At 62.6% G+C, this 26,617-nt stretch carries 26 protein-coding genes and 3 tRNA genes; 22 read left to right on the forward strand and 7 right to left on the reverse strand.

Annotated elements, in window-relative coordinates:
* Nucleotides 1-179 precede the first annotated feature (179 nt).
* The 3 genes from IAE33_RS11010 to IAE33_RS11020 are packed head-to-tail and all read left to right on the forward strand — an operon-like array spanning nucleotide 180 to nucleotide 3,742.
* Nucleotides 180-839: a paraquat-inducible protein A gene (locus IAE33_RS11010; RefSeq protein WP_201163532.1), complete on the forward strand. Its 660-nt coding sequence runs from the start codon at nucleotides 180-182 to the stop codon at nucleotides 837-839.
* On the forward strand, nucleotides 826-1,449 hold the full coding sequence (locus IAE33_RS11015) for a paraquat-inducible protein A (protein ID WP_028631793.1): 624 nt from the start codon (nucleotides 826-828) through the stop codon (nucleotides 1,447-1,449). Before IAE33_RS11010 ends, IAE33_RS11015 begins: the two co-directional genes overlap by 14 nt.
* Complete coding sequence (locus IAE33_RS11020) at nucleotides 1,442-3,742, forward strand: PqiB family protein (RefSeq protein ID WP_201163533.1); 2,301 nt, start codon at nucleotides 1,442-1,444, stop codon at nucleotides 3,740-3,742. The genes IAE33_RS11015 and IAE33_RS11020 overlap by 8 nt, the downstream gene beginning before the upstream one ends.
* 108 nt (nucleotides 3,743-3,850) lie before the next feature.
* Here IAE33_RS11020 and rpsT read toward each other — a convergent pair whose 3' ends face one another.
* Nucleotides 3,851-4,129, reverse strand: a complete 279-nt coding sequence (gene rpsT / locus IAE33_RS11025; RefSeq protein WP_028631791.1) for a 30S ribosomal protein S20 — start codon at nucleotides 4,127-4,129, stop codon at nucleotides 3,851-3,853.
* A 250-nt stretch (nucleotides 4,130-4,379) separates the two neighbouring features.
* Between rpsT and murJ the strand changes: the two genes are divergently transcribed.
* The 6 genes from murJ (at nucleotide 4,380) to ispH (ending at nucleotide 11,714) form a co-directional block, all read left to right on the forward strand.
* On the forward strand, nucleotides 4,380-5,918 hold the full coding sequence (gene murJ, locus IAE33_RS11030) for a murein biosynthesis integral membrane protein MurJ (RefSeq protein WP_028631790.1): 1,539 nt from the start codon (nucleotides 4,380-4,382) through the stop codon (nucleotides 5,916-5,918).
* A gap of 117 nt (nucleotides 5,919-6,035) precedes the next feature.
* On the forward strand, nucleotides 6,036-6,986 hold the full coding sequence (gene ribF, locus IAE33_RS11035) for a bifunctional riboflavin kinase/FAD synthetase (RefSeq protein ID WP_201163534.1): 951 nt from the start codon (nucleotides 6,036-6,038) through the stop codon (nucleotides 6,984-6,986).
* A complete protein-coding gene (gene ileS, locus IAE33_RS11040) occupies nucleotides 6,983-9,814 on the forward strand; it encodes an isoleucine--tRNA ligase (protein WP_201163535.1) in 2,832 nt (943 codons plus the stop codon). The genes ribF and ileS overlap by 4 nt, the downstream gene beginning before the upstream one ends.
* Nucleotides 9,807-10,322, forward strand: coding sequence for a signal peptidase II (gene lspA / locus IAE33_RS11045; RefSeq protein WP_060482371.1), 516 nt, complete (start codon nucleotides 9,807-9,809; stop codon nucleotides 10,320-10,322). The genes ileS and lspA overlap by 8 nt, the downstream gene beginning before the upstream one ends.
* Nucleotides 10,315-10,752 carry an FKBP-type peptidyl-prolyl cis-trans isomerase gene (locus IAE33_RS11050; RefSeq protein WP_028631786.1) on the forward strand — a complete coding sequence of 146 codons (438 nt, stop codon included), beginning with the start codon at nucleotides 10,315-10,317 and terminating at the stop codon, nucleotides 10,750-10,752. The genes lspA and IAE33_RS11050 overlap by 8 nt, the downstream gene beginning before the upstream one ends.
* Before the next feature lie 14 nt (nucleotides 10,753-10,766).
* On the forward strand, nucleotides 10,767-11,714 hold the full coding sequence (gene ispH / locus IAE33_RS11055) for a 4-hydroxy-3-methylbut-2-enyl diphosphate reductase (RefSeq protein ID WP_028631785.1): 948 nt from the start codon (nucleotides 10,767-10,769) through the stop codon (nucleotides 11,712-11,714).
* A 25-nt stretch (nucleotides 11,715-11,739) separates the two neighbouring features.
* On the opposite strand, the gene IAE33_RS11060 is transcribed toward ispH, so the two are convergent.
* The gene (locus IAE33_RS11060; protein WP_201163536.1) at nucleotides 11,740-12,231 is read right to left on the reverse strand and encodes a GspH/FimT family pseudopilin; all 492 of its coding nucleotides are present in this window, start codon (nucleotides 12,229-12,231) and stop codon (nucleotides 11,740-11,742) included.
* Nucleotides 12,232-12,340: 109 nt separating this feature from the next.
* On the opposite strand from IAE33_RS11060, the gene IAE33_RS11065 reads away from it, so the two are divergent.
* The 5 genes from IAE33_RS11065 to IAE33_RS11085 are packed head-to-tail and all read left to right on the forward strand — an operon-like array spanning nucleotide 12,341 to nucleotide 15,162.
* A complete protein-coding gene (locus tag IAE33_RS11065; protein WP_201163537.1) occupies nucleotides 12,341-12,523 on the forward strand; it encodes a prepilin-type N-terminal cleavage/methylation domain-containing protein in 183 nt (60 codons plus the stop codon).
* Complete coding sequence (locus IAE33_RS11070) at nucleotides 12,520-13,161, forward strand: PilW family protein (RefSeq protein WP_201163538.1); 642 nt, start codon at nucleotides 12,520-12,522, stop codon at nucleotides 13,159-13,161. The genes IAE33_RS11065 and IAE33_RS11070 overlap by 4 nt, the downstream gene beginning before the upstream one ends.
* Nucleotides 13,158-13,622, forward strand: coding sequence for a hypothetical protein (locus tag IAE33_RS11075; RefSeq protein WP_201163539.1), 465 nt, complete (start codon nucleotides 13,158-13,160; stop codon nucleotides 13,620-13,622). The genes IAE33_RS11070 and IAE33_RS11075 overlap by 4 nt, the downstream gene beginning before the upstream one ends.
* Before the next feature lies 1 nt (nucleotide 13,623).
* The gene (locus IAE33_RS11080; RefSeq protein ID WP_201163540.1) at nucleotides 13,624-14,010 is read left to right on the forward strand and encodes a type IV pilin protein; all 387 of its coding nucleotides are present in this window, start codon (nucleotides 13,624-13,626) and stop codon (nucleotides 14,008-14,010) included.
* Nucleotides 14,011-14,064: 54 nt separating this feature from the next.
* Complete coding sequence (locus IAE33_RS11085) at nucleotides 14,065-15,162, forward strand: NAD(P)/FAD-dependent oxidoreductase (RefSeq protein ID WP_201163541.1); 1,098 nt, start codon at nucleotides 14,065-14,067, stop codon at nucleotides 15,160-15,162.
* A gap of 16 nt (nucleotides 15,163-15,178) precedes the next feature.
* Here the strand turns inward: IAE33_RS11085 and IAE33_RS11090 are convergent, their stop codons facing one another.
* Nucleotides 15,179-15,409, reverse strand: a complete 231-nt coding sequence (locus tag IAE33_RS11090) for a PP0621 family protein (RefSeq protein WP_201163542.1) — start codon at nucleotides 15,407-15,409, stop codon at nucleotides 15,179-15,181.
* A gap of 100 nt (nucleotides 15,410-15,509) precedes the next feature.
* Complete coding sequence (locus IAE33_RS11095; protein WP_028631777.1) at nucleotides 15,510-16,529, reverse strand: outer membrane protein assembly factor BamD; 1,020 nt, start codon at nucleotides 16,527-16,529, stop codon at nucleotides 15,510-15,512.
* A 147-nt stretch (nucleotides 16,530-16,676) separates the two neighbouring features.
* Between IAE33_RS11095 and rluD the strand changes: the two genes are divergently transcribed.
* The 8 genes from rluD to IAE33_RS11135 all read left to right on the forward strand — a co-directional run bounded on the left by rluD (nucleotide 16,677) and on the right by IAE33_RS11135 (nucleotide 24,267).
* Nucleotides 16,677-17,639 carry a 23S rRNA pseudouridine(1911/1915/1917) synthase RluD gene (rluD, locus tag IAE33_RS11100; protein ID WP_028631776.1) on the forward strand — a complete coding sequence of 321 codons (963 nt, stop codon included), beginning with the start codon at nucleotides 16,677-16,679 and terminating at the stop codon, nucleotides 17,637-17,639.
* A complete protein-coding gene (gene pgeF / locus IAE33_RS11105) occupies nucleotides 17,636-18,376 on the forward strand; it encodes a peptidoglycan editing factor PgeF (protein WP_201163543.1) in 741 nt (246 codons plus the stop codon). Before rluD ends, pgeF begins: the two co-directional genes overlap by 4 nt.
* A 166-nt stretch (nucleotides 18,377-18,542) precedes the next feature.
* The gene (gene clpB, locus IAE33_RS11110) at nucleotides 18,543-21,107 is read left to right on the forward strand and encodes an ATP-dependent chaperone ClpB (RefSeq protein WP_028631774.1); all 2,565 of its coding nucleotides are present in this window, start codon (nucleotides 18,543-18,545) and stop codon (nucleotides 21,105-21,107) included.
* A 430-nt stretch (nucleotides 21,108-21,537) separates the two neighbouring features.
* Nucleotides 21,538-21,613: transfer RNA gene (locus IAE33_RS11115), tRNA-Asn, on the forward strand.
* Nucleotides 21,614-21,617: 4 nt separating this feature from the next.
* A tRNA-Pro gene (locus IAE33_RS11120) sits at nucleotides 21,618-21,694 on the forward strand.
* 6 nt (nucleotides 21,695-21,700) lie between these two features.
* A tRNA-Lys gene (locus tag IAE33_RS11125) sits at nucleotides 21,701-21,776 on the forward strand.
* A gap of 123 nt (nucleotides 21,777-21,899) precedes the next feature.
* Nucleotides 21,900-22,946, forward strand: a complete 1,047-nt coding sequence (locus IAE33_RS11130; protein ID WP_201163544.1) for an NAD(P)/FAD-dependent oxidoreductase — start codon at nucleotides 21,900-21,902, stop codon at nucleotides 22,944-22,946.
* A 109-nt stretch (nucleotides 22,947-23,055) separates the two neighbouring features.
* Nucleotides 23,056-24,267, forward strand: a complete 1,212-nt coding sequence (locus IAE33_RS11135; RefSeq protein ID WP_201163545.1) for an MFS transporter — start codon at nucleotides 23,056-23,058, stop codon at nucleotides 24,265-24,267.
* 30 nt (nucleotides 24,268-24,297) lie between these two features.
* Here IAE33_RS11135 and IAE33_RS11140 read toward each other — a convergent pair whose 3' ends face one another.
* From IAE33_RS11140 to IAE33_RS11150, 3 genes are all read right to left on the reverse strand, one after another.
* Nucleotides 24,298-25,593, reverse strand: a complete 1,296-nt coding sequence (locus IAE33_RS11140) for an NAD(P)/FAD-dependent oxidoreductase (RefSeq protein ID WP_028631772.1) — start codon at nucleotides 25,591-25,593, stop codon at nucleotides 24,298-24,300.
* An 84-nt stretch (nucleotides 25,594-25,677) separates the two neighbouring features.
* On the reverse strand, nucleotides 25,678-25,851 hold the full coding sequence (locus IAE33_RS11145; protein ID WP_033727895.1) for a DUF3094 family protein: 174 nt from the start codon (nucleotides 25,849-25,851) through the stop codon (nucleotides 25,678-25,680).
* Nucleotides 25,852-25,983: 132 nt separating this feature from the next.
* Nucleotides 25,984-26,613: a DUF1780 domain-containing protein gene (locus IAE33_RS11150; protein ID WP_028631771.1), complete on the reverse strand. Its 630-nt coding sequence runs from the start codon at nucleotides 26,611-26,613 to the stop codon at nucleotides 25,984-25,986.
* Nucleotides 26,614-26,617 lie beyond the last annotated feature (4 nt).

Consider the following 26,617-nt stretch of genomic DNA (forward strand, 5'->3'; position numbering starts at 1 on the left):
CATTTCGCAAAACCCCTATCTGCGCATGCAGGTAGGGGTTTTGTCTTTGTGCGATGAAAAAGCGACGCTGGTCGGGCCCGTGAACCGTCGCCCCTTTGGGCCTGCCTAGACACAAGCGCCTCCCACAAACCCAGCCAAGGCCACTAGAATAACCCCACCCACCCAGTCAGAAGCACCCTATGCCCAACCCTGCCGAACCAGAAGCACTGGCCGACCTACCGCTGGACGAACTGGTCGCCTGCCATGAATGTGATCTGTTGCTGCGCAAGCCTGTTCTACACAATGGTGAAAAGGCGTTATGCCCACGCTGTGGATACGAGCTATACGCCCACCGGCACAACGTGGTGAACCGCAGCCTGGCCCTGGTGCTCACTGCGCTGCTGCTGTTCATCCCGGCCAACTTCCTGCCGATCATGCAGTTGCACCTATTGGGTCAAACCTCGGACGACACGGTCTGGAGTGGCGTACTGGGCCTGTACGACTCGGGCATGCGTGGCGTGGCCATTGTCGTGTTCCTGTGCAGCATGGCGATTCCGTTGTCCAAGCTGCTTTGCCAGTTGGCTGTGTTGCTGGCCATTCGGCTGAACGTTGGGCGCAAATTTGGGTTGCTGTTTTATCGCATCTATCACCACCTGCGAGACTGGGGCATGCTCGAGGTCTATTTCATGGGTGTGTTGGTGGCCATCGTGAAACTCGTGGACCTGGCCGAGATTACCGTGGGCCTTGGCCTGTTCTGTTTCATCAGCCTGTTGCTGGTTCAGGTGTGGCTTGAAGTGGTGATGTCACCGCACCAGATCTGGAGTGCGTTATCGGGGGAGGACCTGCATGCGGGCGATTGATGCAGGCATTGTTGTCTGCAATGAGTGTCATGAACTGAACCGGCAGGTGCCTGGCGACACTTCGCAAACCTGCACCCGGTGTGGTGCCTTGGTGCACGCACGCAGGCCCAACAGCATCGTGCGAACTTGGGCGCTGCTGGTGGCGGCGTTCATTCTGTACATCCCTGCCAATGTGCTGCCGATCATGACGGTCAGCTCATTTGGCCAGGGCAGCCCCGACACCATCATGTCGGGCGTCATTGCCCTGCTCAAACACGGCATGGTACCGATCGCTGCGGTAGTGTTCGTTGCCAGTATCCTGGTGCCGACGTTCAAGCTGGTGGGTATTGCCTTGCTGCTGTATTCGGTCCAGCGTCGCCAGCCACTGTCAGCACGGCAACGCATCTGGATGTACCGCTTCATCGAATTCATAGGGCGCTGGTCCATGCTCGATATCTTCGTCATTGCCATCCTGGTGGCAGTGGTGAATTTCGGGCGGATAGCCAGTGTCGAAGCCAATTTGGGCGCTGTCGCCTTTGCAACCGTGGTGATTCTGACGATGCTTGCTGCTTTGACCTTCGATCCCCGACTGATTTGGGACAATACGGAGTCGGATGACGACCATGAGTGACCTGCCAACGGCCAAAACCCGCCCCGCTTCCAACTGGTCGGCCATCTGGATCCTGCCCCTGATCGCCTTGATGATCGGCGGCTGGCTTGCGTGGCAGGCCTACCGCGAAGCTGGCGTGCAGATTGAAGTGCGCTTCGAGTCGGGCGAAGGCATCGTCGCCAACAAGACCGAGGTAATCTACAAGGGCATGCCTGTCGGTAAGGTGAAAAGCCTGGTGCTGGATGCCAAGGGTGAGAATCAGGGCGTCATCGCCACTATCGAAATGAACCAGGCGGCAGAGAACCACCTGAACAAAGGCACCCGCTTTTGGCTGGTGAAGCCCAGCGTCAGCCTGGCAGGTATTACCGGGCTAGAAACGCTGGTATCAGGTAACTACATTGCCGTCAGCCCAGGGGAGGGCGAGCCGACCAAGCGCTTCACCGCACTCAAGGTTGCGCCCCCGCTCTCGGATTCCGAACCGGGGCTGCACCTTGTGCTGAAGGCCGAGAGGCTGGGGTCACTCAACCGCGACAGCCCGGTGTTCTACAAGCAGATCCAGGTTGGGCGGGTGAAGAGCTATCGTCTGTCTGACGACCAGAGCACGGTCGAGGTAAAGGTCTTCATTGAACCTGCCTACGCCAACCTGGTGCGCAAGCACACGCGCTTCTGGAACGCCAGCGGCGTCAGCATCGATGCCTCGCTCTCTGGCGTGAAAGTGCGCAGCGAGTCGTTGTCCAGCATCGTTGCTGGTGGTATCGCCTTCGCTACGCCGGAGCATCGCAAGGACAGCCCGCCAACCGACCCGAGCCTGCCGTTCCGGCTTTATGAGGACTTCGATGCCGCCCAGGCGGGCATCCGTGTGAAGGTGAAGCTCAGCGACTACGAGGGCCTGCAGGCTGGCCGTACGCCGGTCATGTACAAAGGTATCCAGGTGGGGTCGCTGAAAACCCTGAAGATGGAGGACAACCTTTCCAGCGCCACCGCCGAGCTCACCCTGGACCCGCTGACCGAGGATTACCTGGTGGAGGGCACCCAGTTCTGGGTGGTCAAGCCGTCGATCTCGCTTGCCGGGATCACCGGCCTGGAAGCGCTGGTAAAGGGCAACTACATCGCCATCCGCCCGGGTGAGAAGGGCGCGAGGCCTGAGCGTGAGTTCGAAGCGCGGGCCAAGGCGCCGCCACTGGACCTGAAAGCGCCCGGCCTGCACATGGTGCTGTTCGCCGATACCCTGGGCTCGCTCGAAGTGGGCAGCCCGGTGATGTACCGCCAGGTGAAAGTGGGCAGCGTGCAAAGCTACCAGTTCGCCCGCGACAGCAACCGTATCCTGATTGGCGTTCACATCGAAAAGGAATACGAAAAGCTGGTCAATGCATCGTCACGCTTCTGGAATGCCAGCGGCATTACCCTTACCGGTGGCCTCTCGGGTATCAAGGTGAAGAGTGAATCCCTGCAAACCTTGATGGCAGGGGGTATCGCCTTCGACACGCCACGGGCGAATGCACCGCTCAAGCGCCACATTCCGCGCTTCCGCCTGCATGAGAACCAGGAGGCCGTAAACCGTGCGGGCACCCTGGTTACCATCCGGGTGCAGCGGGCTGATGGATTGAAGCCAGGTACCGCCATCCGCTTCCGTGGGCTGGATGTGGGTAGCATCGAGAGCGTCGACCTTACGGCAGACCTTCAGGCCGTGCTGTTGCGCGCGCGTATCACCGAGGCGGCTGACAAGATCGCCCGTGTTGGCACCCAGTTCTGGGTGGTCAAGCCGGCCCTGGGCCTGGTGCGTACAGAAAACCTTGATACCTTGATCAGCGGGCAATACCTGGAAGTGCAGCCTGCCGCCAAGGACCGGGGGCCGCAGCGTGATTTCATTGCCCTGGCTGATGCGCCGGAGGTAGCGGGCCCTGAAGTAGGCCTGCCGTTGACCCTCAGTGCACCGCGCCGCGGCTCGATCAAGGCTGGTGTGCCGGTGACCTACCGCGAGGTCGCAGTGGGCAAGGTCACTGGCTTCGAGCTTGGCCAGAGCGCTGACCGCGTGCTGATCCACATCCTGATCGAGCCCCGTTATGCCAGCCTGGTGCGCAGCGGCAGCCGTTTCTGGAACAGCAGTGGCTTCGGTTTCGACTGGGGTCTGTTGAAAGGGGCGACCGTGCGTACCGAGTCGCTGGAAACCCTGATCGACGGCGGCATCGCCTTTGCCACGCCGGATGGAGAGCGCATGGGTAACCCTGCGCGGCCGCAGCAGACCTTCGCGTTGTTCGACAAGGCCGAGGATGACTGGCTGCAATGGGCACCGAAAATTCAGCTGGGCAAGTGACCCATCGAGGGGCCGTTGGCAGCGGCCCCTTGATGTAGAGGGCTCAAACTACAAACTGCAGGCAACAAAAAACCGACCCTAGGGTCGGTTTTTCGACTAGCACGTCGCTTAGGCAGCTGCAGTTTCTTTCAGCGCCTTGATGTGGCCATTCAGACGGCCTTTGTGACGAGCAGCTTTGTTCTTGTGGATGATACCCTTGTCGGCCATACGGTCGATTACAGGTACAGCCAGAACGTAAGCAGCTTGTGCTTTGTCGGCGTCTTTTGCGTCGATGGCCTTGACTACATTCTTGATGTAGGTGCGGACCATGGAACGCAGGCTGGCGTTGTGGCTGCGACGCTTCTCAGCCTGTTTTGCACGTTTCTTGGCGGAAGGTGTGTTGGCCACCGTCGAGCTCCTCGAAAGACTTTAGGTAAATAGCAAACAAAATAGGCCGCGAATCATGCCGATGAGTCGACCGGATGTCAAGGCCACTTGCAAGGTTCCGCCGAGCGGTGCACCAACAGGCGGGAAAGATTCCTTTCTGCTGCGCGACCTGTAAACTCGGGAATTTTTGGCTCCCCTGCGAAGGCGCGGGAGTATCGCACATTCGGACGCTGTCTGGCAGCGTCCTCTGCCATTGGCGTGAATCTTTTCGATGAACCTGCTCAAATCACTGGCTGCGGTCAGCTCAATCACCATGATTTCCCGGGTGCTGGGCTTTGTCCGCGACACCATCCTTGCGCGCATCTTTGGCGCCGGGGTGGCCACCGACGCCTTCTTCATTGCTTTCAAACTGCCCAACCTGCTGCGGCGCATTTTTGCCGAAGGCGCGTTTTCCCAGGCATTCGTGCCCATCCTGGCCGAATACAAGAGCCAGCAGGGCGAAGAGGCCACGCGCACGTTCGTGGCCTATATCAGCGGGCTGCTGACGCTGGTGCTGGCCGTGGTCACCGCCATCGGCATCCTGGCCGCACCCTGGGTGGTGTGGGCCACTGCCCCAGGGTTCGTCGACAGCGCCGAGAAATACCAGCTCACCACCGACCTGCTGCGGGTGACGTTTCCTTATATATTGCTGATCTCGTTGTCGTCCCTGGTGGGCGCCATCCTCAATACCTGGAACCGCTTCACGGTGCCGGCCTTCACGCCCACCCTGCTGAACGTGGCCATGATCGCCTTCGCCGTGTGGCTGACGCCGTACTTCAACCCGCCGATCATGGCCCTGGCCTGGGGTGTGCTGGCGGGCGGCCTGGCCCAGTTGCTGTATCAACTGCCGGCGCTGAAGAAGATCGGCATGCTGGTGCTGCCGCGGCTGAACCTGCGCGACGCCGGGGTGTGGCGAGTGCTCAAGCAGATGCTGCCCGCCATCCTCGGGGTGTCGGTGAGCCAGATCTCGCTGATCATCAACACGATATTCGCGTCGTTCCTGGTAGCCGGTTCGGTATCGTGGATGTACTACGCCGATCGCCTTATGGAACTGCCTTCGGGCGTGCTGGGCGTAGCGTTGGGGACCATTCTGCTGCCGACCCTGGCCAAGACGTACGCCAACCGGGACCGTGAGGAATACTCGCGGATTCTCGACTGGGGGCTGCGCCTGTGTTTCCTGCTGGTACTGCCCTGCACGCTGGGCCTGGCCTTGCTGGCTGAGCCACTGACGGTTGCGCTGTTCCAGTACGGCAAGTTCAGTGCGGTAGATGCGGCCATGACCCAGCGTGCCCTGGTCGCCTATTCGGTAGGGTTGCTGGCAATCATCCTGGTCAAGGTGCTGGCACCCGGCTTCTATGCCCAGCAGAATATCCGCACACCCGTGAAAATTGCCGTGTTCACCCTGGTGTGCACACAACTGTTCAACCTGGTACTGGTAGGCCCCCTGGCACACGCTGGGCTGGCCTTGGCGATCAGCCTGGGCGCCTGCCTGAATGCCGGCCTGCTGTTCTGGAAGCTGCGCAGCCATCAGCTGTTCCAGCCGCAACCCGGTTGGGTGTTGTTCCTGTGCAAGCTGGTGCTGGCGGTCAGCCTGATGTCGGCGGTATTGCTGGCCGGCCTTCATTACCTACCCGCCTGGGAGCAGGGCAACATGCTTGAGCGCCTGTTGCGGTTAGGGGCGCTGATCATGGCAGGGGTGGTGACCTATTTTGGCTGCCTGTACCTGTGCGGTTTCCGGCCCCGGCATTTCGCCCGCAAAGCCTTGCACTGAAGCACGGCCGGGCCAGGTGTCGGTTTTTCACATTCCATGCCGCCCTTGGGCGCTGTTGCCTGTTACCGGCGCCCGGGTGTGGTTATAATCGGCCACTTTATGAGCAAGAAGCGCGTTATGCAGCTGGTTCGAGGTCTTCACAACCTGCGCCCCGAACACCGGGGGTGTGTCGCCACCATTGGCAACTTCGACGGGGTTCACCGCGGCCACCAGGCTATCCTGGCGCGCCTGCGTGAGCGCGGCCAGGCACTGGGCCTGCCCACCTGCGTGGTCATCTTCGAACCGCAACCGCGCGAATATTTCGCCCCCGATACTGCACCGGCCCGCCTGGCCCGCCTGCGCGACAAGGTCGAGCTGCTGGCCGACGAGGGCATCGACCGGGTGCTGTGCCTGGCGTTCAACCAGCGCCTGGGTGAACTCGGCGCCGATGACTTCGTCAAGGCCATCCTGGTCGATGGCCTGGGCGTGCGGCACCTGGAGGTGGGCGACGACTTCCGCTTTGGCTGCGACCGCGCAGGTGACTTCGCCTTTTTGGTCCAGGCCGGCCAGCAGTACGGTTTTACCGTCGAGGCCGCCAATACGGTGATCCAGGACGGCCTGCGGGTCAGCAGCACCGAAGTGCGCAAGGCCTTGGCCGATGGCAACTTCGAACTGGCCGAACACCTGCTGGGCCGCCCTTACAGCATCACTGGCCGCGTGTTGCACGGCCAGAAGCTGGCCCGCCAGCTCGGTACTCCCACTGCCAACATCCAGCTCAAGCGCCGCCGCGTGCCGCTGTCCGGGGTCTACCTGGCCAGCATCGAGATCGACGGCAAGGCCTGGCCGGGTGTCGGTAATATCGGCGTGCGCCCCACCGTTGCCGGTGATGGGCGCCCGCACCTGGAAATTCATCTTCTGGATTATGCCGGCGACCTGTATGGCCGGCGCCTGACGGTGGTGTTCCACCACAAGCTGCGTGAAGAGCAGCGATTCGCCTCCCTGGAGGCGCTGAAGTCGGCGATCGATGCGGATATCGCCGCCGCACGTGCACATTGGCACGCTCAACCGCTAACCAAGAGCCTGAAATGACCGACTACAAAGCCACGCTAAACCTTCCGGACACCGCCTTCCCCATGAAGGCCGGCCTGCCTCAGCGCGAACCGCAGATCCTGCAGCGCTGGGACAGCATTGGCCTGTACCAGAAGCTGCGCGAAATTGGCAAGGATCGTCCCAAGTTCGTGCTGCACGACGGCCCGCCCTATGCCAACGGCAAGATCCACATCGGTCACGCGCTGAACAAGATTCTCAAGGACATGATCGTCCGCTCCAAGACCCTGTCCGGCTTCGATGCGCCGTACGTGCCGGGCTGGGACTGCCACGGCCTGCCGATCGAGCACAAGGTCGAGGTTACCCACGGCAAGCACCTGTCTGCCGACCGCACCCGCGAGCTGTGCCGCGAGTACGCTGCCGAGCAGATCGAAGGGCAGAAAACCGAGTTCATCCGCCTGGGCGTGCTGGGTGACTGGGGCAACCCGTACAAAACCATGAACTTCGCCAACGAGGCCGGTGAAATCCGCGCCCTGGCCGAGATGGTCAAGCAAGGCTTCGTGTTCAAGGGCCTCAAGCCCGTGAACTGGTGCTTCGACTGCGGTTCAGCCCTGGCCGAGGCCGAGGTGGAATACGCCGACAAGAAGTCCCAGACCATCGATGTGGCGTTCCCGGTCGCCGACGAAGCCAAGCTGGCAGCTGCCTTCGGCCTGCCGGCACTGGGCAAGCCCGCTGCCATCGTGATCTGGACCACCACCCCGTGGACCATCCCGGCCAACCAGGCGCTGAACATCCACCCGGACTTCACCTACGCCCTGGTCGACACCGGCGAGCGTCTGCTGGTGCTGGCTGAAGAACTGGTCGAGCCGTGCCTCGCCCGCTACGGTCTGGAAGGCGCAGTCATCGCCACTGCCAAGGGCCAGGCGCTGGAACTGATCAACTTCCGCCACCCGTTCTACGACCGCCTGTCGCCCATCTACCTGGCCGAGTACGTCGAGCTGGGTGCCGGTACCGGCGTGGTTCACTCCTCGCCAGCCTACGGTGAAGACGACTTCGTTACCTGCAAGCGCTATGGCATGGTCAACGACGACATCCTCACCCCCGTGCAGAGCAACGGCGTGTATGCCGAGTCGCTGCCGTTCTTCGGCGGCCAGTTCATCTGGAAGGCCAACCCGGCCATCGTCGAGAAACTGAGCGAAGTCGGTGCGCTGATGCACACCGAAACCATCAGCCACAGCTACATGCATTGCTGGCGCCACAAGTCGCCGCTGATCTACCGCGCCACAGCGCAGTGGTTCGTTGGCATGGACAAGCAGCCAAGCACCGGTGAGCCGCTGCGCGAGCGCGCCCTCAAGGCCATCGAAGACACCAAGTTCGTCCCGGCCTGGGGCCAGGCACGCCTGCACTCGATGATCGCCAACCGCCCTGACTGGTGCATCTCGCGTCAGCGCAACTGGGGCGTACCGATTCCGTTCTTCCTCAACAAGCAGACCGGCGAGCTGCACCCGCGCACCGTCGAGCTGATGGAAGAGGTGGCCAAGCGAGTGGAGCAGGAAGGTATCGAGGCCTGGTTCAAGCTCGATGGCAGCGAATTGCTGGGTGCTGAAGCCGACCAGTACGAGAAGATCGCCGACACCCTGGATGTGTGGTTCGACTCCGGTACCACCCACTGGCATGTGCTGCGCGGCTCTCACAGCATCGGCCACGCCACCGGGCCGCGCGCCGACCTGTACCTGGAAGGTTCCGACCAGCACCGTGGCTGGTTCCACTCGTCGTTGCTGACCGGTTGCGCCATCGACGGCCACGCGCCGTACCGCGAGCTGCTGACCCACGGTTTCACCGTGGACGAGAACGGCCGCAAGATGTCCAAGTCGCTGGGTAATACCATCGAGCCAGAGAAGGTCAACAACACCCTGGGTGCCGACATCCTGCGCCTGTGGGTTGCTGCTACCGACTACTCCGGTGAAATGGCGGTTTCCGAGCAGATTCTGCAGCGCAGCGCCGATGCCTACCGCCGCATCCGCAACACCGCCCGCTTCCTGCTTTCCAACCTGTCTGGCTTCGACCCTGCGCGCGACCTGCTGGCGCCGCAAGACATGCTGGCACTGGACCGCTGGGCGGTTGACCGTACCTTGCTGCTGCAGCGTGAGCTGGAAGAGCACTACGGCGAGTACCGTTTCTGGAACGTCTACTCCAAGGTGCACAACTTCTGTGTGCAGGAGCTGGGCGGCTTCTACCTCGACATCATCAAGGACCGCCAGTACACCACCGGCGCCAACAGCGTGGCGCGTCGCTCCTGCCAGACCGCGCTGTACCACATCAGTGAAGCACTGGTGCGTTGGATTGCACCGATCCTGGCCTTTACCGCCGACGAAATCTGGCAATACCTGCCGGGCGAGCGTAACGAGTCGGTCATGCTCAACGGCTGGTACGAGGGCCTGAGCGAGCTGCCTGAAGGCACCGAGCTGGACCGCGCCTACTGGGACCGCGTGATGGCGGTCAAGGCGTCGGTCAACAAGGAGCTGGAAAACCAGCGCACCGCCAAGGTCATCGGTGGCAACCTGCAAGCCGAAGTCACCCTGTACGCCGACGAAGGCCTGAGCACCGACCTGGCCAAGCTGGGTGACGAGCTGCGCTTCGTGCTGATCACCTCAGCCGCCAGCGTGGTGCCGTTCGCTCAGGCGCCGGCCGAAGCCGTGGCCACCGAAGTGGAAGGCCTGAAGCTGAAAGTGGTGAAGTCCGGCTACATCAAGTGCGGCCGTTGCTGGCACTTCCGTGCCGACGTTGGCAGCCACCCGGAGCATCCGGAAATCTGCGGCCGTTGCGTCGAGAACCTGACCGGCCAGGGCGAGGTGCGCCACTATGCCTAACCCTGCAGCGGGGCGCTTCGGGCGCCTTGCATGGCTGTGGCTGAGCTTGCTGGTGCTGGTTCTGGACCAGGCCACCAAGCTGTATTTCGACAACGCCCTGACCATGTACCAGCAAATCGTGGTAATCCCTGATTACTTCAGCTGGACGTTGGCCTACAACACCGGCGCTGCCTTCAGCTTCCTGGCAGACGGGGCAGGCTGGCAGCGCTGGCTGTTCGCCCTCATCGCCGTGGTGGTCAGTGCCGTGCTGGTGGTGTGGCTCAAGCGCCTTGGGCGTGACGAAACCTGGCTGGCCGTGGCGCTGGCGCTGGTGCTGGGTGGCGCTATCGGCAACCTGTGGGACCGCGTCGTGCTGGGGCATGTGGTCGATTTCATCCTGGTGCACTGGCAGAACCGGCATTACTTCCCGGCGTTCAACCTGGCTGACAGCGCTATCACGGTGGGTGCGGTGATGCTGGCGCTGGACATGTTCAAGAGCAAGAAGACCGAGGAGCCGGCCCATGACTGACATTCGTATCGGCCAGAACACCGAAGTCACGCTGCACTTCGCCCTGCGCCTGGAAAACGGCGACACCGTCGACAGCACCTTCGACAAGGCCCCGGCCACCTTCAAGGTGGGCGATGGCAACCTGCTGCCCGGTTTCGAAACCGCACTGTTCGGTTTCAAGGCCGGTGACAAGCGTACGGTGGTGGTTGCCCCGGAGAACGCCTTCGGCCAGCCCAATTCGCAGAACGTGCAAGTCATGCCGCGGTCCCAGTTCGAGGGCATGGAGCTGTCCGAAGGGCTGCTGATCATTTTCAAGGATGCCGCCAACGCCGAATTGCCCGGTGTGGTCAAAGCGTTCGATGATGACCAGGTGACCATCGACTTCAATCACCCACTGGCTGGCAAGACCTTGACGTTCGAGGTGGAGATCCTCGAAGTGAAGGCCCTGTAAGCCTGGAGCCGAGCATGCAAATCAAACTCGCCAACCCCCGCGGATTCTGCGCGGGGGTCGACCGGGCGATCGAAATCGTCAACCGTGCCCTGGAAGTCTTCGGCCCGCCAATCTATGTGCGTCACGAAGTGGTGCACAACAAGTTCGTGGTCGAAGACCTGCGCAACCGTGGCGCCATTTTCGTCGAAGAGCTGGACCAGGTGCCGGATGACGTCATCGTCATCTTCAGCGCCCACGGGGTTTCCCAGGCCGTACGCCAGGAAGCAGCAGGCCGTGGCCTGAAGGTGTTCGACGCTACCTGCCCGCTGGTGACCAAGGTGCACATCGAGGTGGCCAAGTACAGCCGTGACGGCCGCGAATGCATCCTGATCGGCCACGAAGGGCACCCGGAAGTGGAAGGCACCATGGGGCAGTACGATGCCAGCAATGGCGGTGCCATCTACCTGGTCGAAGACGAGAGCGATGTCGCCAGCTTGCAGGTCAGAGACCCTGACCACCTTGCCTTCGTGACCCAGACCACGTTGTCCATGGACGACACCAGCCGGGTGATCGACGCCCTGCGTGCACGCTTCCCGAACATTGGCGGGCCGCGCAAGGATGACATCTGCTACGCCACGCAGAACCGTCAGGACGCTGTGAAGCAACTGGCCGACGAGTGTGACGTGTTGCTGGTGGTGGGCAGCCCCAACAGTTCCAATTCCAACCGCCTGCGCGAGTTGGCCGAGCGCATGGGTACACCGGCCTATCTCATCGATGGTGCCGAGGACCTGCAACAGGGCTGGTTCACCGAGGCTGCGCGGGTTGGCATCACGGCAGGTGCGTCGGCCCCCGAGGTACTGGTACGGGGTGTGATCGAACAGCTCAAGGCCTGGGGCGCAACCGGTGCCGAGGAGCTGGACGGGCGTGCGGAGAACATCACCTTCTCCATGCCCAAAGAGCTGCGCGTGCGCTCGCTGCTTTAAGGCGGGCCTCAACTGCCGCCTTTGGTCAGGTGCCCCGGCACTGTGGCGTCTCATTCACTTCGGTCGCCACCCTGACCCTGCCGCTCGAAGCCAGCACCACCTGATGCCGGCTTAGCGCGGTGTCCCGCTCGCAAATGTCCAGCGTGCCCCCCAGCCAGCCACCGCCAGGCCTCATGGGGATGCCCACCGCGCTGAACTTCAGGGTTGCGCCAACGTTGCCCGCAATGCGCAGTGGCCGTGGCAGGCGGTGTTCGCGCAGCACCTGCCCATTGTGCTCGAGCATCACCACCCAACCATTGCCCCACGCGTTGTCCAGTGCCTGCACCCGTACCGGCTGGCCCTGCAGCATGGCGTGCCCACGAGCGCTTCGCAGGGCTTGTGCCAGGTCCCGCGCGGCAGCGGCCCGATGTAGGTCGTCGCTGAACGTGGCGTAGGCCGGCATGCCCAGCTGTGACAGCAGCATCGCGATGGCCAGTGCCGACAATATTTGTATCAGTGTTACGCCACGTTGCTTCACCGTGCATTCCTCCCGGGAAGTGCTTGGCTGTAGCTTCACGGGCGTTGAGCAACCCTGCCAGTGGCAGGTGTACACCACACCTGCGCGAAAAGTCACAGGAGGTGCAAGGATGCACGCAAGGGAACAAGGCATGACCTTGCTGGAAGTGCTGCTGGCAGTGCTGGTGCTGGGCGCCGGCCTGTTCGCGGCAGCGGCGCTCCAGGTAAAGGCACTGCAGGCCACCGACAGGGCCAGGGTCGACGTGCAGGCGGCGCTGGCGGCTCACAGTGATCGTGAGCGGGCGCAACCATGAGGCGCGTCGAACGGGGCTTCGGCTTACTGGAGCTGCTGCTGGCGCTGGCGATTGGGCTGATGTTGCTGACAACTGCCAGCCAACTGTTCGCTTCTGCCCATCAGGTGTGGCGGTTGCAGGGCGCTGCCTTGCGCATGCAGGAGGACGCACGCCTGGCGTTGCTGCGCATGGCCCAGGATATTCGCATGGCTGGCATGTTCGGTTGCCTGCGCTTGCTGCCTGGCGACTTTCCCGACAGTGCCACCCGCCTGGCTTTCACCCGGCCAGTGGAGGTAGGCCCGTCGAGCCTGAACCTGATCGTGGCGGATGTGGCCGGCCACGTTCTGCACCCGGACTGGACCGTGCTTACCAATTGCCGGGACCACGCCCAGGTTGCCGTGGGGCAGGTGCAGGGCAGCGGTGAACTGGCTATTCCCATCAGCCGGCACCGTTACGAACTAAGGGGCAGCACGTTGTATTTCACTCGCAGTAACAGCACCCAGCCGCTGATGGAGCACGTGCGGTCGTTGGATATCGCCTACCTCACAAGCGCTGGCAGCCAGCGTATCGACCTGGACCTTGCGTTGCATGACCCCGCCTTGCAGCTGCAGCAGCGGCACCGCTTGAGTGTTGCCCTGCGCAACCCTGTTTTGCCATGAAGCGTCAGCGCGGGGTGGTGCTGTTGCTGGCGCTGGTCATCAGCCTGTTGCTGGGTGTACTCGCAGCCTCGGCCTTGCGTGCCGCGCTGGTTGAGACGCAGATGGCCGGGGTGCTGCGTGATGGCTTGCTGGCATTTGAGCAGGCCGAGGCAACGTTGCTGGCAGGGCAGGGGGCTTTGCATCACCAGGCGCCTGCACCGTGCCAACCGTGCGCCCCGCCTGAACGCCCCCACGCACTTGAGGGCCACTGGCACAAAGCGCCGGAGGGGTTCTATCAGGTACAGCAGTTGGGTATCAGCACGCGTGCCGCCCATGTGCCGGAGGGGCTGCCTGTCACGTTGTTCAGAGTCACGGCCGTAAGCCTGCAGGCGCAGCCGCGGCATGTGCTGGAGGCGGTCTACGCCACCAACGGCGATCAAATCCGCCGCATCGCATGGCGGCAAAGAGTGCAGGGAGACTGACATGCAGCAAGGCTTGAGCTTGATCGAGCTGTTGATTGTGCTGGCCGTGACCGGCATTCTGGCAGCCATTGCCTACCCCGCCTACAGCGACCACCTTCGGCAGGCCGCCCGTAGCGAAGTGGCCGGCCTGCTGCACGACGCTGCGCTACGGCTTGAGCGGCATCGTGTGCTCACCGGCCAGTATGCCGAGGGCGAGCTGTACCTGCCCGCCGGTAACCGTGACTACAGCCTGCAGGCCCTGCGTGGCAGCGATACCTTCACGCTGCGCGCCCTGCGGCTGCCGCAGGGGCGCATGGCCGACGACCGTTGTGGCGACTTCCAGCTCGACCATGCTGGGGTACGCGGCAACCCAGGTGCCATCGACAGCACGCATTGCTGGGGAAGCTGAAGGTTCAATGATGCCCGGTGCATTGCAGTTTAACTTCAGGTGTTGGATCTACACATGAGCAAGCAAGTAGTGGTGGTTGGGGGCGGGGTAATCGGCCTGCTGACCGCATACAACCTGGCGGCGAGCGTCGGGCAGGTAGTGGTGTGCGATCAGGGCGAAGTTGGCCGTGAGTCGTCCTGGGCTGGCGGTGGCATCGTGTCGCCGCTGTACCCGTGGCGGTACAGCCCTGCCGTCACCGCGTTGGCGCACTGGTCGCAGGATTTCTATCCACAGCTGGGCCAGCACCTGTTCGCCACCACCGGCGTTGACCCGCAAGTGCACACCACCGGCCTGTACTGGCTGGACCTGGACGACGAGGCCGAGGCACTGGCCTGGGCGGCGCGTCAGCAGCGGCCCTTGAGTGCCGTGGATATTGCAGCGGTTTACGCTGCAGTGCCGGTGTTGGGGCCGGGGTTTGGCCGGGCCATCTACATGGCCGGCGTAGCCAATGTGCGCAACCCGCGCCTAGTGAAATCGCTTAAGGCAGCGCTACTGGCATTGCCCAACGTCACCCTGCGTGAACACTGCCAGATCTCCGGCTTCGTCCAGCAAGGCGGGCGGGTTACCGGTGTGCAACTGGCCGACGAGGTGCTGGCAGCGGATGATGTGGTGCTCAGTGCTGGTGCCTGGAGTGGCGACCTGTTGCGCACCTTGGGCCTGGCATTGCCGGTGGAGCCGGTGAAGGGGCAGATGATCCTGTTCAAATGCGACGAGCATTTTCTGCCGAGCATGGTGCTGGCCAAAGGGCGATATGCAATCCCCCGGCGAGACGGCCACATTCTGGTGGGCAGCACGCTCGAACACGCCGGCTACGACAAAACCCCGACGGACGAAGCGCTGGGCAGCCTGAAGGCGTCGGCGGTGGAGTTACTGCCCGAGCTGGAAGGGGCGCCCGTGGTGGCGCATTGGGCGGGGCTACGGCCCGGTTCGCCTGAAGGCATTCCGTACATCGGGCCAGTGCCGGGCCATGATGGGTTGTGGCTGAACTGTGGGCATTACCGCAACGGGCTGGTACTGGCGCCTGCGTCCTGCCAACTGCTTGCAAACCTGCTGACCGGGGCCGAGCCCATCATCGACCCGGCACCGTATGCCCCGCAGGGGCGCTTGGGTTAGCAGCCCGGGCGCAGTTTCAGCCCTGACGGCCAGGCCCCTGTTGCAGGTGGGCCTGGCTGCAATACCACTCGTTGCCTTGGGTGAGCGCACGGTCGGTGGGCAAGTGCACGCCGCAATGGGCGCACCGCACCATTTTCAGGGGCGCATCCAGCTTCGTTTCGGGGCGGGATTGCTGGCTGACTTTGAACTTGCGCCACAGCCAGAACGCGGCGGCGATCAGGACGATCCAGAAGAGTAGGCGAACCATGGTGTTCAGCTTGTCGAATGATGAAGCCGACAGTCTAGGACGGCGCCAGAGAAAAAGGGAGGCCTAATTCGGGGTCACCCCAGGCCTCCCTCTCGGCAGATCAGTCAAACATGCCGAAGGTCATGTAGCTGAACCACGAACGATCCTTCTCGGCTTCCTTCGGCCCTTGCGGCTCGATCGGGTCGCCGTTCTCGTCCTTGGGCAGCAGCTCTTTCGGGATTTCGTCGCGCGCGTCCTGGAACTGCTTGACCACGTCCTGGTTGGCGCGGGTTTCGCCTGGCGGCAGCGGCGTGTCGGTTTCGATCAGGCCCAGCGTGGCCTTGGACAGCCAGCCGCGGCCGTCAGACTCGGTCTGCTTGGGCTGGAACTCGCCATCGGCCAGGCTCGGGTGGTCGGGGTAGTTGAGCTTGAGGGTTTCCAGGCTGGTGGCGGCCAGGTCGTCCAGGTGCATCTTCTGGTACGACTCCACCATCACTGCCAGGCCATCGCCAACCGAAGGGGTTTCCTGGAAGTTCTCGACCACGTAACGGCCACGGTTGGCCGCTGCCACGTAAGCCTGGCGGCTCAGGTAGTAGTCAGCCACATGGATTTCGTACGAGGCCAGCAGGTTGCGCAGGTAGATCATGCGCTGCTTGGCGTCCGGCGCGTAGCGGCTGTTGGGGAAGCGGCTGGTCAGCTGGGCGAACTCGTTGTACGAGTCGCGGGCGGCACCCGGGTCACGCTTGGTCATGTCCAGCGGCAGGAAGCGCGCCAGCAGGCCGCGGTCCTGGTCGAACGAGGTCAGGCCCTTGAGGTAGTAGGCGTAGTCCACGTTCGGGTGCTGCGGGTGCAGGCGAATGAACCGCTCTGCAGCCGACTTGGCAGCCTCCGGCTCGGCGTTCTTGTAGTTGGCGTAGATCAGCTCGAGCTGCGCCTGGTCGGCATAACGGCCGAACGGGTAGCGCGACTCCAGGGCCTTGAGCTTGTTCACGGCGCTGGTGTAGCTGGAATTGTCGAGGTCAGCCTGGGCCTGCTGATACAGCTCGGCCTCGCTGAGGTTCTCGTCGATGACTTCCTTGTTAGAGGAACAGGCCGCGGTGAGCCCGAGGATGGCGATCAGCAGCAGGTGTTTCACTTGCATGGCGGCTTGCGTCCCTTTGACGGCCGCTGTCTTGGGCGGGGCCGTCCTGTTATGATGAGCGCCCCGGCCAACCCCGGGACAAAAGAAGCCGTATTTAACCACAAGCTCGCAGCCGAAACCAAAGGCTGTGCGCCCGCCGAATCGAGCATGTCCGAGATCATTCAACTTAGCGCAGAGGTACCGTCCGAACTGGGCGGTCAACGCCTCGACCAGGTCGCCGCCCAATTGTTCGACGAGTATTCGCGCTCGCGGCTGACTTCGTGGATCAAAGAAGGCCGTCTGACGGTCGATGGCGCTGTCCTGCGCCCGCGTGACACCGTCCATGGTGGCGCCGTTCTGGCCCTTGAGGCCGAACAGGAAGCCCAGGGCGAGTGGGAAGCCGAGGACATCGCACTCGACATCGTCTATGAAGACGACCAGATCATGGTCATCAACAAACCCGCCGGTCTGGTAGTGCACCCGGCTGCCGGGCATGCCAGCGGTACCTTGCTCAATGCCCTGCTGCACCATGTGCCAGACATCATCAACGTGCCCCGTGCCGGTATCGTTCACCGCCTGGACAAAGACACCACGGGGCTGATGGTGGTGGCCAAGACCCTGCAGGCGCAGACCAACCTGGTCGACCAGCTGCAAAAGCGCTCGGTCAGCCGGATCTACGAATGCATCGTGGTCGGTGTGGTAACCGCAGGTGGCAAGATCGATGCCCCCATCGGCCGCCACGGCGGCATGCGCCAGCGCATGGCAGTAACCGACGGCGGCAAGCCTGCGGTCAGCCATTACCGGGTGCTCAAGCGCTTCCGCTCGCACACCCATGTGCGGGTGAAGCTGGAAACCGGGCGTACCCACCAGATCCGTGTGCACATGGCCCACGTCGGGTTCCCCCTGGTGGGTGACCAGACCTACGGCGGGCGCTTCCGCATTCCGCCGGCTGCCAGCCCGACCATGGTCGAGGCCGTGAAAACCTTCCCGCGCCAGGCGCTGCATGCACGCTTTTTGGCGCTGCACCACCCGACCACCGGTGAACGCATGGAGTGGGAATCGCCGCTGCCGGACGACTTTGTGTGGTTGCTGTCCTTGCTGAACCAGGACCGCGAGAGCTTCATCGGATGAGCGAGCTGACGCAGACGCTGCTGATACCTGACTGGCCCGCGCCAGCCTCGGTTCGCGCCTGCGTCACCACTCGTCGGGGCGGTATCAGCCTGCCGCCTTACGACACGCTCAACCTGGGCGACCACGTGGGGGATGACCCTGTTGCGGTCGCCGAGAACCGTCGTCGCCTGAGCTGTGAGTTCGCCATTCAGCCAGCCTGGCTCAAACAGGTGCACGGGCTGGTGGTCGCCGACGCCGACCCCACTGCGGTAGCCGAAGCGGACGCCAGCTGGACACACCAGCCCGGTATCGCTTGCACGGTCATGACCGCCGATTGCCTGCCTGCGCTGTTCTGCGACCGCGCCGGTACCCGTGTGGCCGCAGCCCATGCCGGCTGGCGCGGGCTGGCAGGTGGCGTGCTGGAAGCCACGCTGCAACGCCTGGCCCTGGCGCCTGAAGAGGTGCTGGTGTGGTTGGGCCCGGCTATCGGCCCGCAAGCGTTCGAAGTGGGGCTGGAAGTGCGCGATGCTTTCACCGCCGTGCACCCCGAAGCAGCGCGTGCCTTCGTCGAGGGCGCGCGGCCTGGCAAGTTGATGGCCGACATCTATGAGCTGGCGCGTATTCGCCTGGCAGCCAGCGGTGTAACGGCTGTTTATGGCGGCGGGCTGTGTACCGTCAGTGATGAGCGGTTCTTCTCTTACCGCCGTACACCGCAAGGTGGGCGTTTTGCATCGCTGGTCTGGCTCGGTCAGCGCTAACCGCTCTGGCTTCATCGCCTGCACTAATCCATCCCAATGACTTCGGTCAACCCCGCTAAGCTTGAATCTTCCAGAATCAGCCTTATCTATAAGGCATCTCAGGCAGGTTTCTTCATAACAGGCGCTGTCCATCGCTCCGACCTGCCCTTTTAAAGGAAGGTAACCCATGCGAATAGACCGTTTGACCAGCAAGCTGCAGCTTGCAATATCCGATGCGCAATCCCTCGCCGTTGGCATGGACCACCCGGCCATCGAGCCCGTGCACCTGTTGCAGGCACTGCTCGAGCAGCAGGGCGGCTCCATCAAGCCACTGCTGATGCAGGTGGGCTTCGATATCCACAGCCTGCGCCAGGCGCTGGTAAAAGAACTCGACCAGCTGCCGAAAATCCAGAACCCCACTGGCGACGTGAACATGTCCCAGGACCTGGCGCGCCTGCTCAACCAGGCCGACCGCCTGGCCCAGCAGAAAGGCGACCAGTTCATCTCCAGCGAGCTGGTGGTGCTGGCGGCCATGGATGAGAACAGCAAGCTCGGCAAGCTGCTGCTGAGCCAGGGCGTGAGCAAGAAAGCCCTGGAAAACGCCATCAATAACCTGCGCGGCGGCGCTGCCGTCAACGACGCCAATGCCGAAGAGTCCCGCCAGGCCCTGGACAAATACACCGTCGACCTGACCAAGCGTGCCGAAGAGGGCAAGCTGGACCCGGTGATCGGCCGTGACGACGAAATCCGACGCACGGTACAGGTGCTGCAGCGTCGCACCAAGAACAACCCTGTGCTGATTGGTGAGCCCGGCGTGGGCAAAACGGCCATCGCCGAGGGCCTGGCCCAGCGCATCATCAACGGCGAAGTGCCCGATGGCCTGAAAGGCAAGCGCCTGCTGGCGCTGGACATGGGCGCGTTGATCGCCGGTGCCAAATACCGGGGCGAGTTCGAAGAGCGCCTGAAAGGCCTGCTGAACGAGCTGTCCAAACAGGAAGGGCAGGTAATCCTGTTCATCGATGAGCTGCACACCATGGTCGGTGCCGGTAAAGGCGAGGGCGCCATGGACGCCGGCAATATGCTGAAACCCGCATTGGCCCGTGGTGAACTGCACTGCGTGGGCGCTACCACGCTGAACGAGTACCGCCAGTTCATCGAGAAAGACGCAGCCCTGGAGCGCCGCTTCCAGAAAGTACTGGTGGAAGAGCCCAGCGAGGAAGACACCATTGCGATTCTGCGTGGCCTTAAAGAGCGCTATGAAGTGCACCACAAGGTCGCCATCACTGACGGTGCAATCATCGCCGCCGCCAAGCTCAGCCACCGCTACATCACCGACCGCCAGTTGCCCGACAAGGCCATCGACCTGATCGACGAGGCGGCCAGCCGCATCCGTATGGAAATCGACTCCAAGCCGGAAGTGCTCGACCGCCTGGACCGTCGCCTTATTCAGCTGAAGGTTGAATCCCAGGCGCTGAAGAAGGAAGAAGACGAGGCTGCGAAGAAGCGCCTGGAAAAGCTGACCGAAGAAATCGAGCGGCTTGAGCGCGAATATTCCGACCTGGAAGAGATCTGGGCATCGGAAAAAGCCGAAGTGCAGGGTTCGGCGCAGATTCAGCAAAAGATCGAGCAGGCCCGCCAGGAGCTGGAAGCCGCACGCCGCAAAGGTGACCTCAGCCGCATGGCCGAGCTGCAGTACGGGGTAATCCCGGACCTGGAGCGCAGCCTGCAGATGGTCGACCAGCACGGCAAAACCGATAACCAGTTGCTGCGTAACAAGGTCACCGAGGAAGAAATTGCTGAAGTTGTTTCCAAGTGGACCGGCATTCCTGTGTCGAAGATGCTGGAGGGCGAGCGCGAGAAGCTGCTGAAGATGGAAGACTTGCTCCACCAGCGTGTGATTGGGCAAGGCGAGGCGGTTACCGCGGTGGCCAACGCCGTGCGCCGTTCCCGCGCAGGGTTGTCCGACCCCAACCGGCCAAGTGGTTCATTCCTGTTCCTTGGCCCTACCGGTGTGGGCAAGACCGAGCTGTGCAAGGCCTTGGCCGAGTTCCTTTTCGACACCGAAGAGGCCATGGTGCGCATCGACATGTCCGAGTTCATGGAGAAACACTCCGTGGCTCGCCTGATCGGCGCCCCACCAGGCTATGTGGGCTATGAAGAGGGCGGCTACCTGACCGAAGCCGTACGGCGCAAGCCTTACTCGGTGGTGCTGCTGGACGAAGTGGAGAAGGCGCACCCTGATGTGTTCAACGTGCTGTTGCAGGTGCTGGAAGATGGCCGCCTGACGGACAGCCATGGCCGCACCGTGGACTTCCGCAACACGGTCATTGTAATGACCTCCAACCTGGGCTCTGCACAGATCCAGGAACTGGTCGGCGACCGTGAAGCCCAGCGTGCGGCGGTGATGGATGCAGTAGGGGCGCACTTCCGCCCCGAGTTCATCAACCGTATCGACGAGGTGGTGGTGTTCGAACCGCTGGGCCGCGAGCAGATCGCCGGCATTACCGAGATCCAGCTGGGCCGCCTGCGCAGCCGCCTGCTGGAGCGCGAGCTGTCGCTGAGCCTGAGCCCAGAGGCGTTGGACAAGTTGATTGCGGTCGGTTACGACCCGGTGTATGGCGCACGGCCGTTGAAGCGTGCGATTCAGCGCTGGATCGAAAACCCCTTGGCGCAGCTGATCCTGGCCGGCAAGTTCATCCCCGGGACGGCGATTACCGCCAAGGTGGAAGGCGACGAGATCGTCTTCAGCTGATTACCCCGTTTGAAAGCCCCGCTTCGGCGGGGTTTTTTTTGGGTGATAGTGCCATCTCCCCGAGCTGTGCAGTACCAGTGGGGGCGGGTTTGCCCGCGATGCCGCCGGCACAACCCCAGTAAAATCGGGCCTTTCCGGGCGGGTTTGTTAACTTGCTGAAAATTTTGAAATTTTTGCTTGCATCAATTTTAGAGTGCCCCTAATATACGCCGCGTTGTCAGGCACTAAGCGAATCACCAGCAACACCGGTGACCGCAAAACAACTTACAAATCAGTAAGTTGAATGAAAAAAAGTGGTTGACAAGCAAAACGAAGACTGTAGAATAGCCGGCCTCAGCAGCGACAACGCGAAAGCGGATAGCCAAAGAGACCGAAGCTAACACAAGCTTCGAAGTAGCAAAAAAGTTGTAAAGTTGTACCGAAGTTCAGTTCCGCGATAGCTCAGTCGGTAGAGCAAATGACTGTTAATCATTGGGTCCCTGGTTCGAGTCCAGGTCGCGGAGCCAATCTCGGGGTGTAGCGCAGTCCGGTAGCGCGCCTGCTTTGGGAGCAGGATGTCAGGAGTTCGAATCCCCTCACCCCGACCATTTTCAGGGTCGTTAGCTCAGTTGGTAGAGCAGTTGGCTTTTAACCAATTGGTCGTAGGTTCGAATCCTACACGACCCACCATGTAAAAAGGGCATCTCAAATGAGATGCCCTTTTTCTTTTGTCTCGATTTTTCCAAACCCTTGGTTGTGCCGTAAATCCGCTATCCTGCCTCGTGTCACTGGGCGGTATAAGGACGATTTGGCATGGTAGCCAATACATCAAGCGTCGTGGTTGTAGGCGCGGGCATCATGGGGGCCTCCGTTGCCTGGCACCTGGCCAGGCTGGGGGCCAGGGTCACGGTGTTGGAGCAGGGGGCCAGGCCCGCAGCAGGTGTTACCCGGTGGTCGTATGGCTGGGTGGGTACTGCCAGCGCCTCTGCCTCTGAAAACCCGGTTGCGCTTAACGCAACGCTGCAGGCCATCGCCGACTTCCGCCGCCTGGCACTCGACCTCGGGCCTTTGCCTGTCGCTGCCCGTGGGGCGCTGGTATGGCTAGACAACGACGAGCAAACCGCTTGCCTGATCGACCAGCAGCAGGCCGCGGGTGTGCGGCTGCACCCCTTGGATGCCCAGCAGGCCAGTGCCCTGGAGCCCTGCCTGGTAACCCCACCCAGGCTGGCCGCCTGGGCCCCAGACGATTTTGCGGTCGAGCCCGTCGCGCTGACCCGCCAGTTGCTCCATGGCGCCAAGCAAGCGGGTGCGCAGGTGCTGTATGGCCGTTGCGTTGATGGGCTGGAGATGAACAACGGGCGTGTCACGGCAGCACTGTGTGCAGGTGAACGCTTCGCCGCACACACCGTGGTATTGGCCAATGCCGATGCGGCCATTGGCCTGGCCGGGCAGCAGGCATTTCAATTGCCCATCCTCACCAAGCCTGCAGTGTTGATGCGCTTCTCGGCGCCTGCGGGTGTGGTGAGGCACCTGGTCTACGGCAATGGCCTGGAACTGCGCCCGGCGCTGGAAGGTGGTGTGGCCTGCGCGGAAGATGCCCCTGCAGAAGGCGAGGCAGGCTTGCCGGCCCTTGCCGAACACACCGCCGAGGCGATCAAGCGCATGTTCATCGGCACCTCTGGGCTGTCGCTGCGTGCCGTCAGCATCTGCCGGCGGCCAATGACCCAAGGGGGCGAACCCGTGCGGGGTTACTTGCCGGGCGCGCATGGGGTGTATGCGCTGATAGCCCACCCCGGGGTCATCCTGGCGCCGTACCTGGGCCGCCTGGCTGCCGAGGAAATTGTTCAGGCCGGGTGCTAGGCCGTGTTTTTAACTGGACGTGGCTGATGCGCAACTGCTGCAATGGGTGTTGAGGGTTTCCATGCCCTCTTGAGGCTGCTTCCCCAACACCCTTCGCAGGAGCGCAGTAATGCAGTGGCAACGTAACTTGGCAATCTGTTTTTTTGGATCGTTCGTCAATATCGTTGCCATGACCGTGCTGCTACCGTTTCTGCCGGTGTACGTGGAACATCTAGGTGCCACGGGCGATGCAGATATTGCCCGCTGGTCAGGCATCGCCTATGCCGCGACCTTTTTTAGCGCCGCGTTGGTAGCGCCGTTGTGGGGGCACCTGGCAGACCGCTACGGCAGCCGGCAAAACCTGATCCGGGCCAGTTTCGGCATGGTTGTCAGCATGGCGCTGATTGGCATGGCGCAGACTGTGGAGCAGTTGGTGGTATTGCGCTTGCTGGTCGGCCTTGCCGGTGGTTATACCTCGGGGTCGTACGTGCTGGTGGCGGCGCAAACGCCGAAAGAGCGCTCCGGCTGGGCGCTTGGCATGCTCTCGTCGGGCATCATGGCCGGTGGGTTGGTGGGGCCGCTGCTCGGCGGCATTCTGCCGACCGTCATGGATATCCGCACCATCTTCCTGGGCGCCAGCGGGCTGATCTTCTTCAACTTCCTGGCGACGTGCCTGTTCATTACCTCGCCACCCCGTCAGAGCAAGGCCGACAAGGCCCGGGCCGACAGCGCGCCTGCGCCCCGGCCAGACATGTCTGTCGTCTTCACCATGCTGTTCGTTGCCATGATCCTGATGATGGCCAACATGTCGATCGAGCCGATCGTCACGCTGTATATCCGCAGCCTGGACGTGGGCGCGCAGTCTGTCACCTGGCTGGCGGGGTTGTGCATGGCGGCCTCGGCGCTGGGCAGCATCATCTCGGCACCCAGGCTGGGCAAGCTGGCCGACCGCGTCGGGGCGTTGAAGGTGGTGGTGGTATGCCTGGGCATCGCCGGGTTGCTGTTGATTCCCCAGGCGCTGGTCACCCAGGCCTGGCAACTGATCGTGTTGCGCCTGGCCATGGGCTTGGCATTGGGCGGGTTGATCCCCTGTGTGTCGGCTGTCATCCGGCAGAACGTCGGGGCCAACAGGGTGGGCAAGATGCTGGGCTATTCCACCTCGGCTCAATACCTGGGCCAAGTCGCCGGCCCGGTGCTTGGCGGCTTTGCGGCCGGCTCACTGGGCCTGCGGTTTGTGTTCGGCGTTACCAGCGTGGTGCTGCTGGCAACGGCCGGTTGGTGCCTGTTGCTACTGCTGCGTGGCCCGGCGGCGGCCAACCGTACATCGCTCAACGATGGCTGAATGGGCACCACCGGGCAGGTGCAGCTGGGGTCAGTGCAGCTTCAACCGCGGCTCTGTACCCCGGCCAATCTTGCTGCCCAGCATCATCAGTGCCGTGCGGAAAAACCCGTACAGGGCCATCTGGTGCATGCGGTACAGCGACACATAGAACATGCGCGCCAGCCAGCCTTCCAGCTTCACACTGCCCATCAGGTTACCCATGAGGTTGCCCACTGCCGAAAAGCGTGACAGCGAGACCAGCGAGCCGTAGTCCTTGTATGCATAGGTCGGCAGCGGTTTGTTCTCCAGCCTTGCCTTGATGCTTTGCGCCAGCATCGACGCCTGCTGGTGCGCGGCCTGTGCACGTGGCGGCACATTGCGGTCGGTGCCAGGCTGCGGGCAGGCGGCGCAGTCGCCGAAGGCAAAGATATCGTCGTCGCGGGTAGTCTGCAGGGTAGGGCGCACCACCAGCTGGTTGATGCGGTTGGTCTCCAGCCCGTCGATGTCCTTGAGGAAGCCCGGTGCACGAATGCCCGCCGCCCATACCTTCAGGCTGGCCTGGATCACTTCGCCGTCCTTAGTCTTCAGGCAGTCGCCCGTCACCTCGCTCACCGCCGCATTGGTCATCACCTTGACCCCCAGTTTTTCCAGGGTCTGGTGCACCGGCACGCTGATGCGCTCGGGCAGCGCCGGCAGCACGCGCGGGCCGGCCTCGATCAGGGTGATGTGCATGTCCTTGGGCTGGATGCGGTCCAGGCCATAGGCTGCCAGCTCGTGGGCGGCATGGTGCAGTTCGGCGGCCAGTTCCACACCCGTGGCGCCGGCCCCGACGATAGCAACGCTGATTTTTTCGCTGGCCACATCCCCGGCGTGAGCGCGCAGGTAGTGGTTGAGCAGTTGCTGGTGGAAGCGCTCGGCCTGCTTGCGGGTATCCAGGAACAGGCAGTGCTGCGCCGCGCCCAAGGTGCCGAAGTCGTTGGTGTTGGACCCCACGGCAATCACCAGGGTGTCGTAGCCCAGCGTACGGGCCGGCAGCAGTTCACGGCCCTCTTCATCAAGGGTAGCGGCCAGCTGGATCTGCTTGCCTTCGCGGTCCAGGCCGCTCATGCGGCCCAACTGGAAATTGAAGTGGTTCCACTTGGCCTGGGCCACGTAGTTCAGCTCGTCTTCCGAGGAGTTCAGCGAGCCGGCCGCCACTTCGTGCAGCAGGGGCTTCCAGATGTGCGTGAGGTTGGCGTCCACCAGGGTGATGTAGGCCTGCTTGCGCTTGCCCAGGGTTTTACCCAGGCGGGTCGCCAGTTCCAGGCCGCCGGCGCCGCCGCCGACAATCACGATGCGATGAGTCATGGGGGTATCTCATAAGGTTTACGGAATTCTTGGCCCAATGGGCCGGCCGCACCGTGCACGAGGGGAGGGCGAGCGCCAGGCAGCTCATAGCACCAGTCCACTCAGCAGGCGGCTGACAAGGCCCAACCCGATGGTCACTGCCAGCACCACCACCAGCAGCAACCATGGCCGAAAAGGCCGGCGCTGCACCTGGTGTTGCGGGGCTTGCAGGTATTCATCGACGCGACGCTGATCTTCAGGGTTCAGGCGGCTGGTCATGGTGGGCCTCGTCAGATAGACGTTTGTGACTGCGCAAACGCTACAGTGTTCGTGCAGGCGCATGAAACAAATGATAATGCTTTCTATCTTGGCCGCCGAGTGTACGGCATCCTGATCAGCGGCGGCACAGGATCAAAGGCTGATACCCACATCGAACACGATGCTGCGGCCCAGGTTGCCGCGCAGAAAATCCGGTGCATCGGGGTGGGCGAACAGCACCCGGGCAAAGGTCGGCCCCACCAGCGACAGCGAGCGCCAGCCCTGGCGCAGGTATTCGGTGGGGGGCGGAAAGTGCGTGTTCAGGTCCAGCACTTCGCGCTTGAGGCTGGCGAAGGCAATGATGTCCAACTCGTTCAGCTCAAGCCCGCGCTCGCGGTAGTTGTGCGCCTTCTTGCGCAACGTGGGCGCCAGCCGCCCCAACAGCTCGGTGGCACTGATACGCCGGGGCCTGGCTTCGCGGCGTACCAGTTGCGCCAGGGAAAATGCACTGCGCCGGCGTTGCAGCTCTTCACGCCATTCATCGTTCAGCCGGCGCCCCTCGTCCAGTACGAAAAACACCTCGAACGCCGCGTCACGGAACAATACGTCAGGTGGCTCCTGCCCGGCGGGGGTGAAGTCGTCAGTGCGGTAGGGGATGTTCAGGCCCTGCAAAAGGCGCTGGCACACCCAACGCTCACGCTCCCATTTACGTGCATTGGAAAGAAAGGCATTGGCTTGTTCGGCCTGGATGGTAAGCAGGCGCAGGTAGTCTGAGTCATCCATGTAG

This window comes from Pseudomonas sp. S60, from assembly GCF_016647865.1.
Taxonomy (GTDB): Bacteria; Pseudomonadota; Gammaproteobacteria; order Pseudomonadales; family Pseudomonadaceae; genus Aquipseudomonas; species Aquipseudomonas parafulva.

Bases quoted from the DNA above. Each gene is read 5' to 3' on its own strand.
- ispH (WP_028631785.1), top strand. From the start codon at position 10,767: ATGCAAATCAAACTCGCCAACCCCCGCGGATTCTGCGCGGGGGTCGAC.
- IAE33_RS11130 (WP_201163544.1), top strand. From the start codon at position 21,900: ATGGTAGCCAATACATCAAGCGTCGTGGTTGTAGGCGCGGGCATCATG.
- IAE33_RS11150 (WP_028631771.1), bottom strand. From the start codon at position 26,613: ATGGATGACTCAGACTACCTGCGCCTGCTTACCATCCAGGCCGAACAA.
- IAE33_RS11095 (WP_028631777.1), bottom strand. From the start codon at position 16,529: ATGCAAGTGAAACACCTGCTGCTGATCGCCATCCTCGGGCTCACCGCG.
- ribF (WP_201163534.1), top strand. From the start codon at position 6,036: ATGCAGCTGGTTCGAGGTCTTCACAACCTGCGCCCCGAACACCGGGGG.
- lspA (WP_060482371.1), top strand. From the start codon at position 9,807: ATGCCTAACCCTGCAGCGGGGCGCTTCGGGCGCCTTGCATGGCTGTGG.
- IAE33_RS11010 (WP_201163532.1), top strand. From the start codon at position 180: ATGCCCAACCCTGCCGAACCAGAAGCACTGGCCGACCTACCGCTGGAC.
- IAE33_RS11080 (WP_201163540.1), top strand. From the start codon at position 13,624: ATGCAGCAAGGCTTGAGCTTGATCGAGCTGTTGATTGTGCTGGCCGTG.
- IAE33_RS11070 (WP_201163538.1), top strand. From the start codon at position 12,520: ATGAGGCGCGTCGAACGGGGCTTCGGCTTACTGGAGCTGCTGCTGGCG.
- IAE33_RS11015 (WP_028631793.1), top strand. From the start codon at position 826: ATGCGGGCGATTGATGCAGGCATTGTTGTCTGCAATGAGTGTCATGAA.
- IAE33_RS11075 (WP_201163539.1), top strand. From the start codon at position 13,158: ATGAAGCGTCAGCGCGGGGTGGTGCTGTTGCTGGCGCTGGTCATCAGC.
- IAE33_RS11145 (WP_033727895.1), bottom strand. From the start codon at position 25,851: ATGACCAGCCGCCTGAACCCTGAAGATCAGCGTCGCGTCGATGAATAC.
- IAE33_RS11065 (WP_201163537.1), top strand. From the start codon at position 12,341: ATGCACGCAAGGGAACAAGGCATGACCTTGCTGGAAGTGCTGCTGGCA.
- murJ (WP_028631790.1), top strand. From the start codon at position 4,380: ATGAACCTGCTCAAATCACTGGCTGCGGTCAGCTCAATCACCATGATT.
- pgeF (WP_201163543.1), top strand. From the start codon at position 17,636: ATGAGCGAGCTGACGCAGACGCTGCTGATACCTGACTGGCCCGCGCCA.
- clpB (WP_028631774.1), top strand. From the start codon at position 18,543: ATGCGAATAGACCGTTTGACCAGCAAGCTGCAGCTTGCAATATCCGAT.
- IAE33_RS11135 (WP_201163545.1), top strand. From the start codon at position 23,056: ATGCAGTGGCAACGTAACTTGGCAATCTGTTTTTTTGGATCGTTCGTC.
- IAE33_RS11050 (WP_028631786.1), top strand. From the start codon at position 10,315: ATGACTGACATTCGTATCGGCCAGAACACCGAAGTCACGCTGCACTTC.
- IAE33_RS11090 (WP_201163542.1), bottom strand. From the start codon at position 15,409: ATGGTTCGCCTACTCTTCTGGATCGTCCTGATCGCCGCCGCGTTCTGG.
- IAE33_RS11140 (WP_028631772.1), bottom strand. From the start codon at position 25,593: ATGACTCATCGCATCGTGATTGTCGGCGGCGGCGCCGGCGGCCTGGAA.
- rluD (WP_028631776.1), top strand. From the start codon at position 16,677: ATGTCCGAGATCATTCAACTTAGCGCAGAGGTACCGTCCGAACTGGGC.
- IAE33_RS11020 (WP_201163533.1), top strand. From the start codon at position 1,442: ATGAGTGACCTGCCAACGGCCAAAACCCGCCCCGCTTCCAACTGGTCG.
- IAE33_RS11085 (WP_201163541.1), top strand. From the start codon at position 14,065: ATGAGCAAGCAAGTAGTGGTGGTTGGGGGCGGGGTAATCGGCCTGCTG.
- ileS (WP_201163535.1), top strand. From the start codon at position 6,983: ATGACCGACTACAAAGCCACGCTAAACCTTCCGGACACCGCCTTCCCC.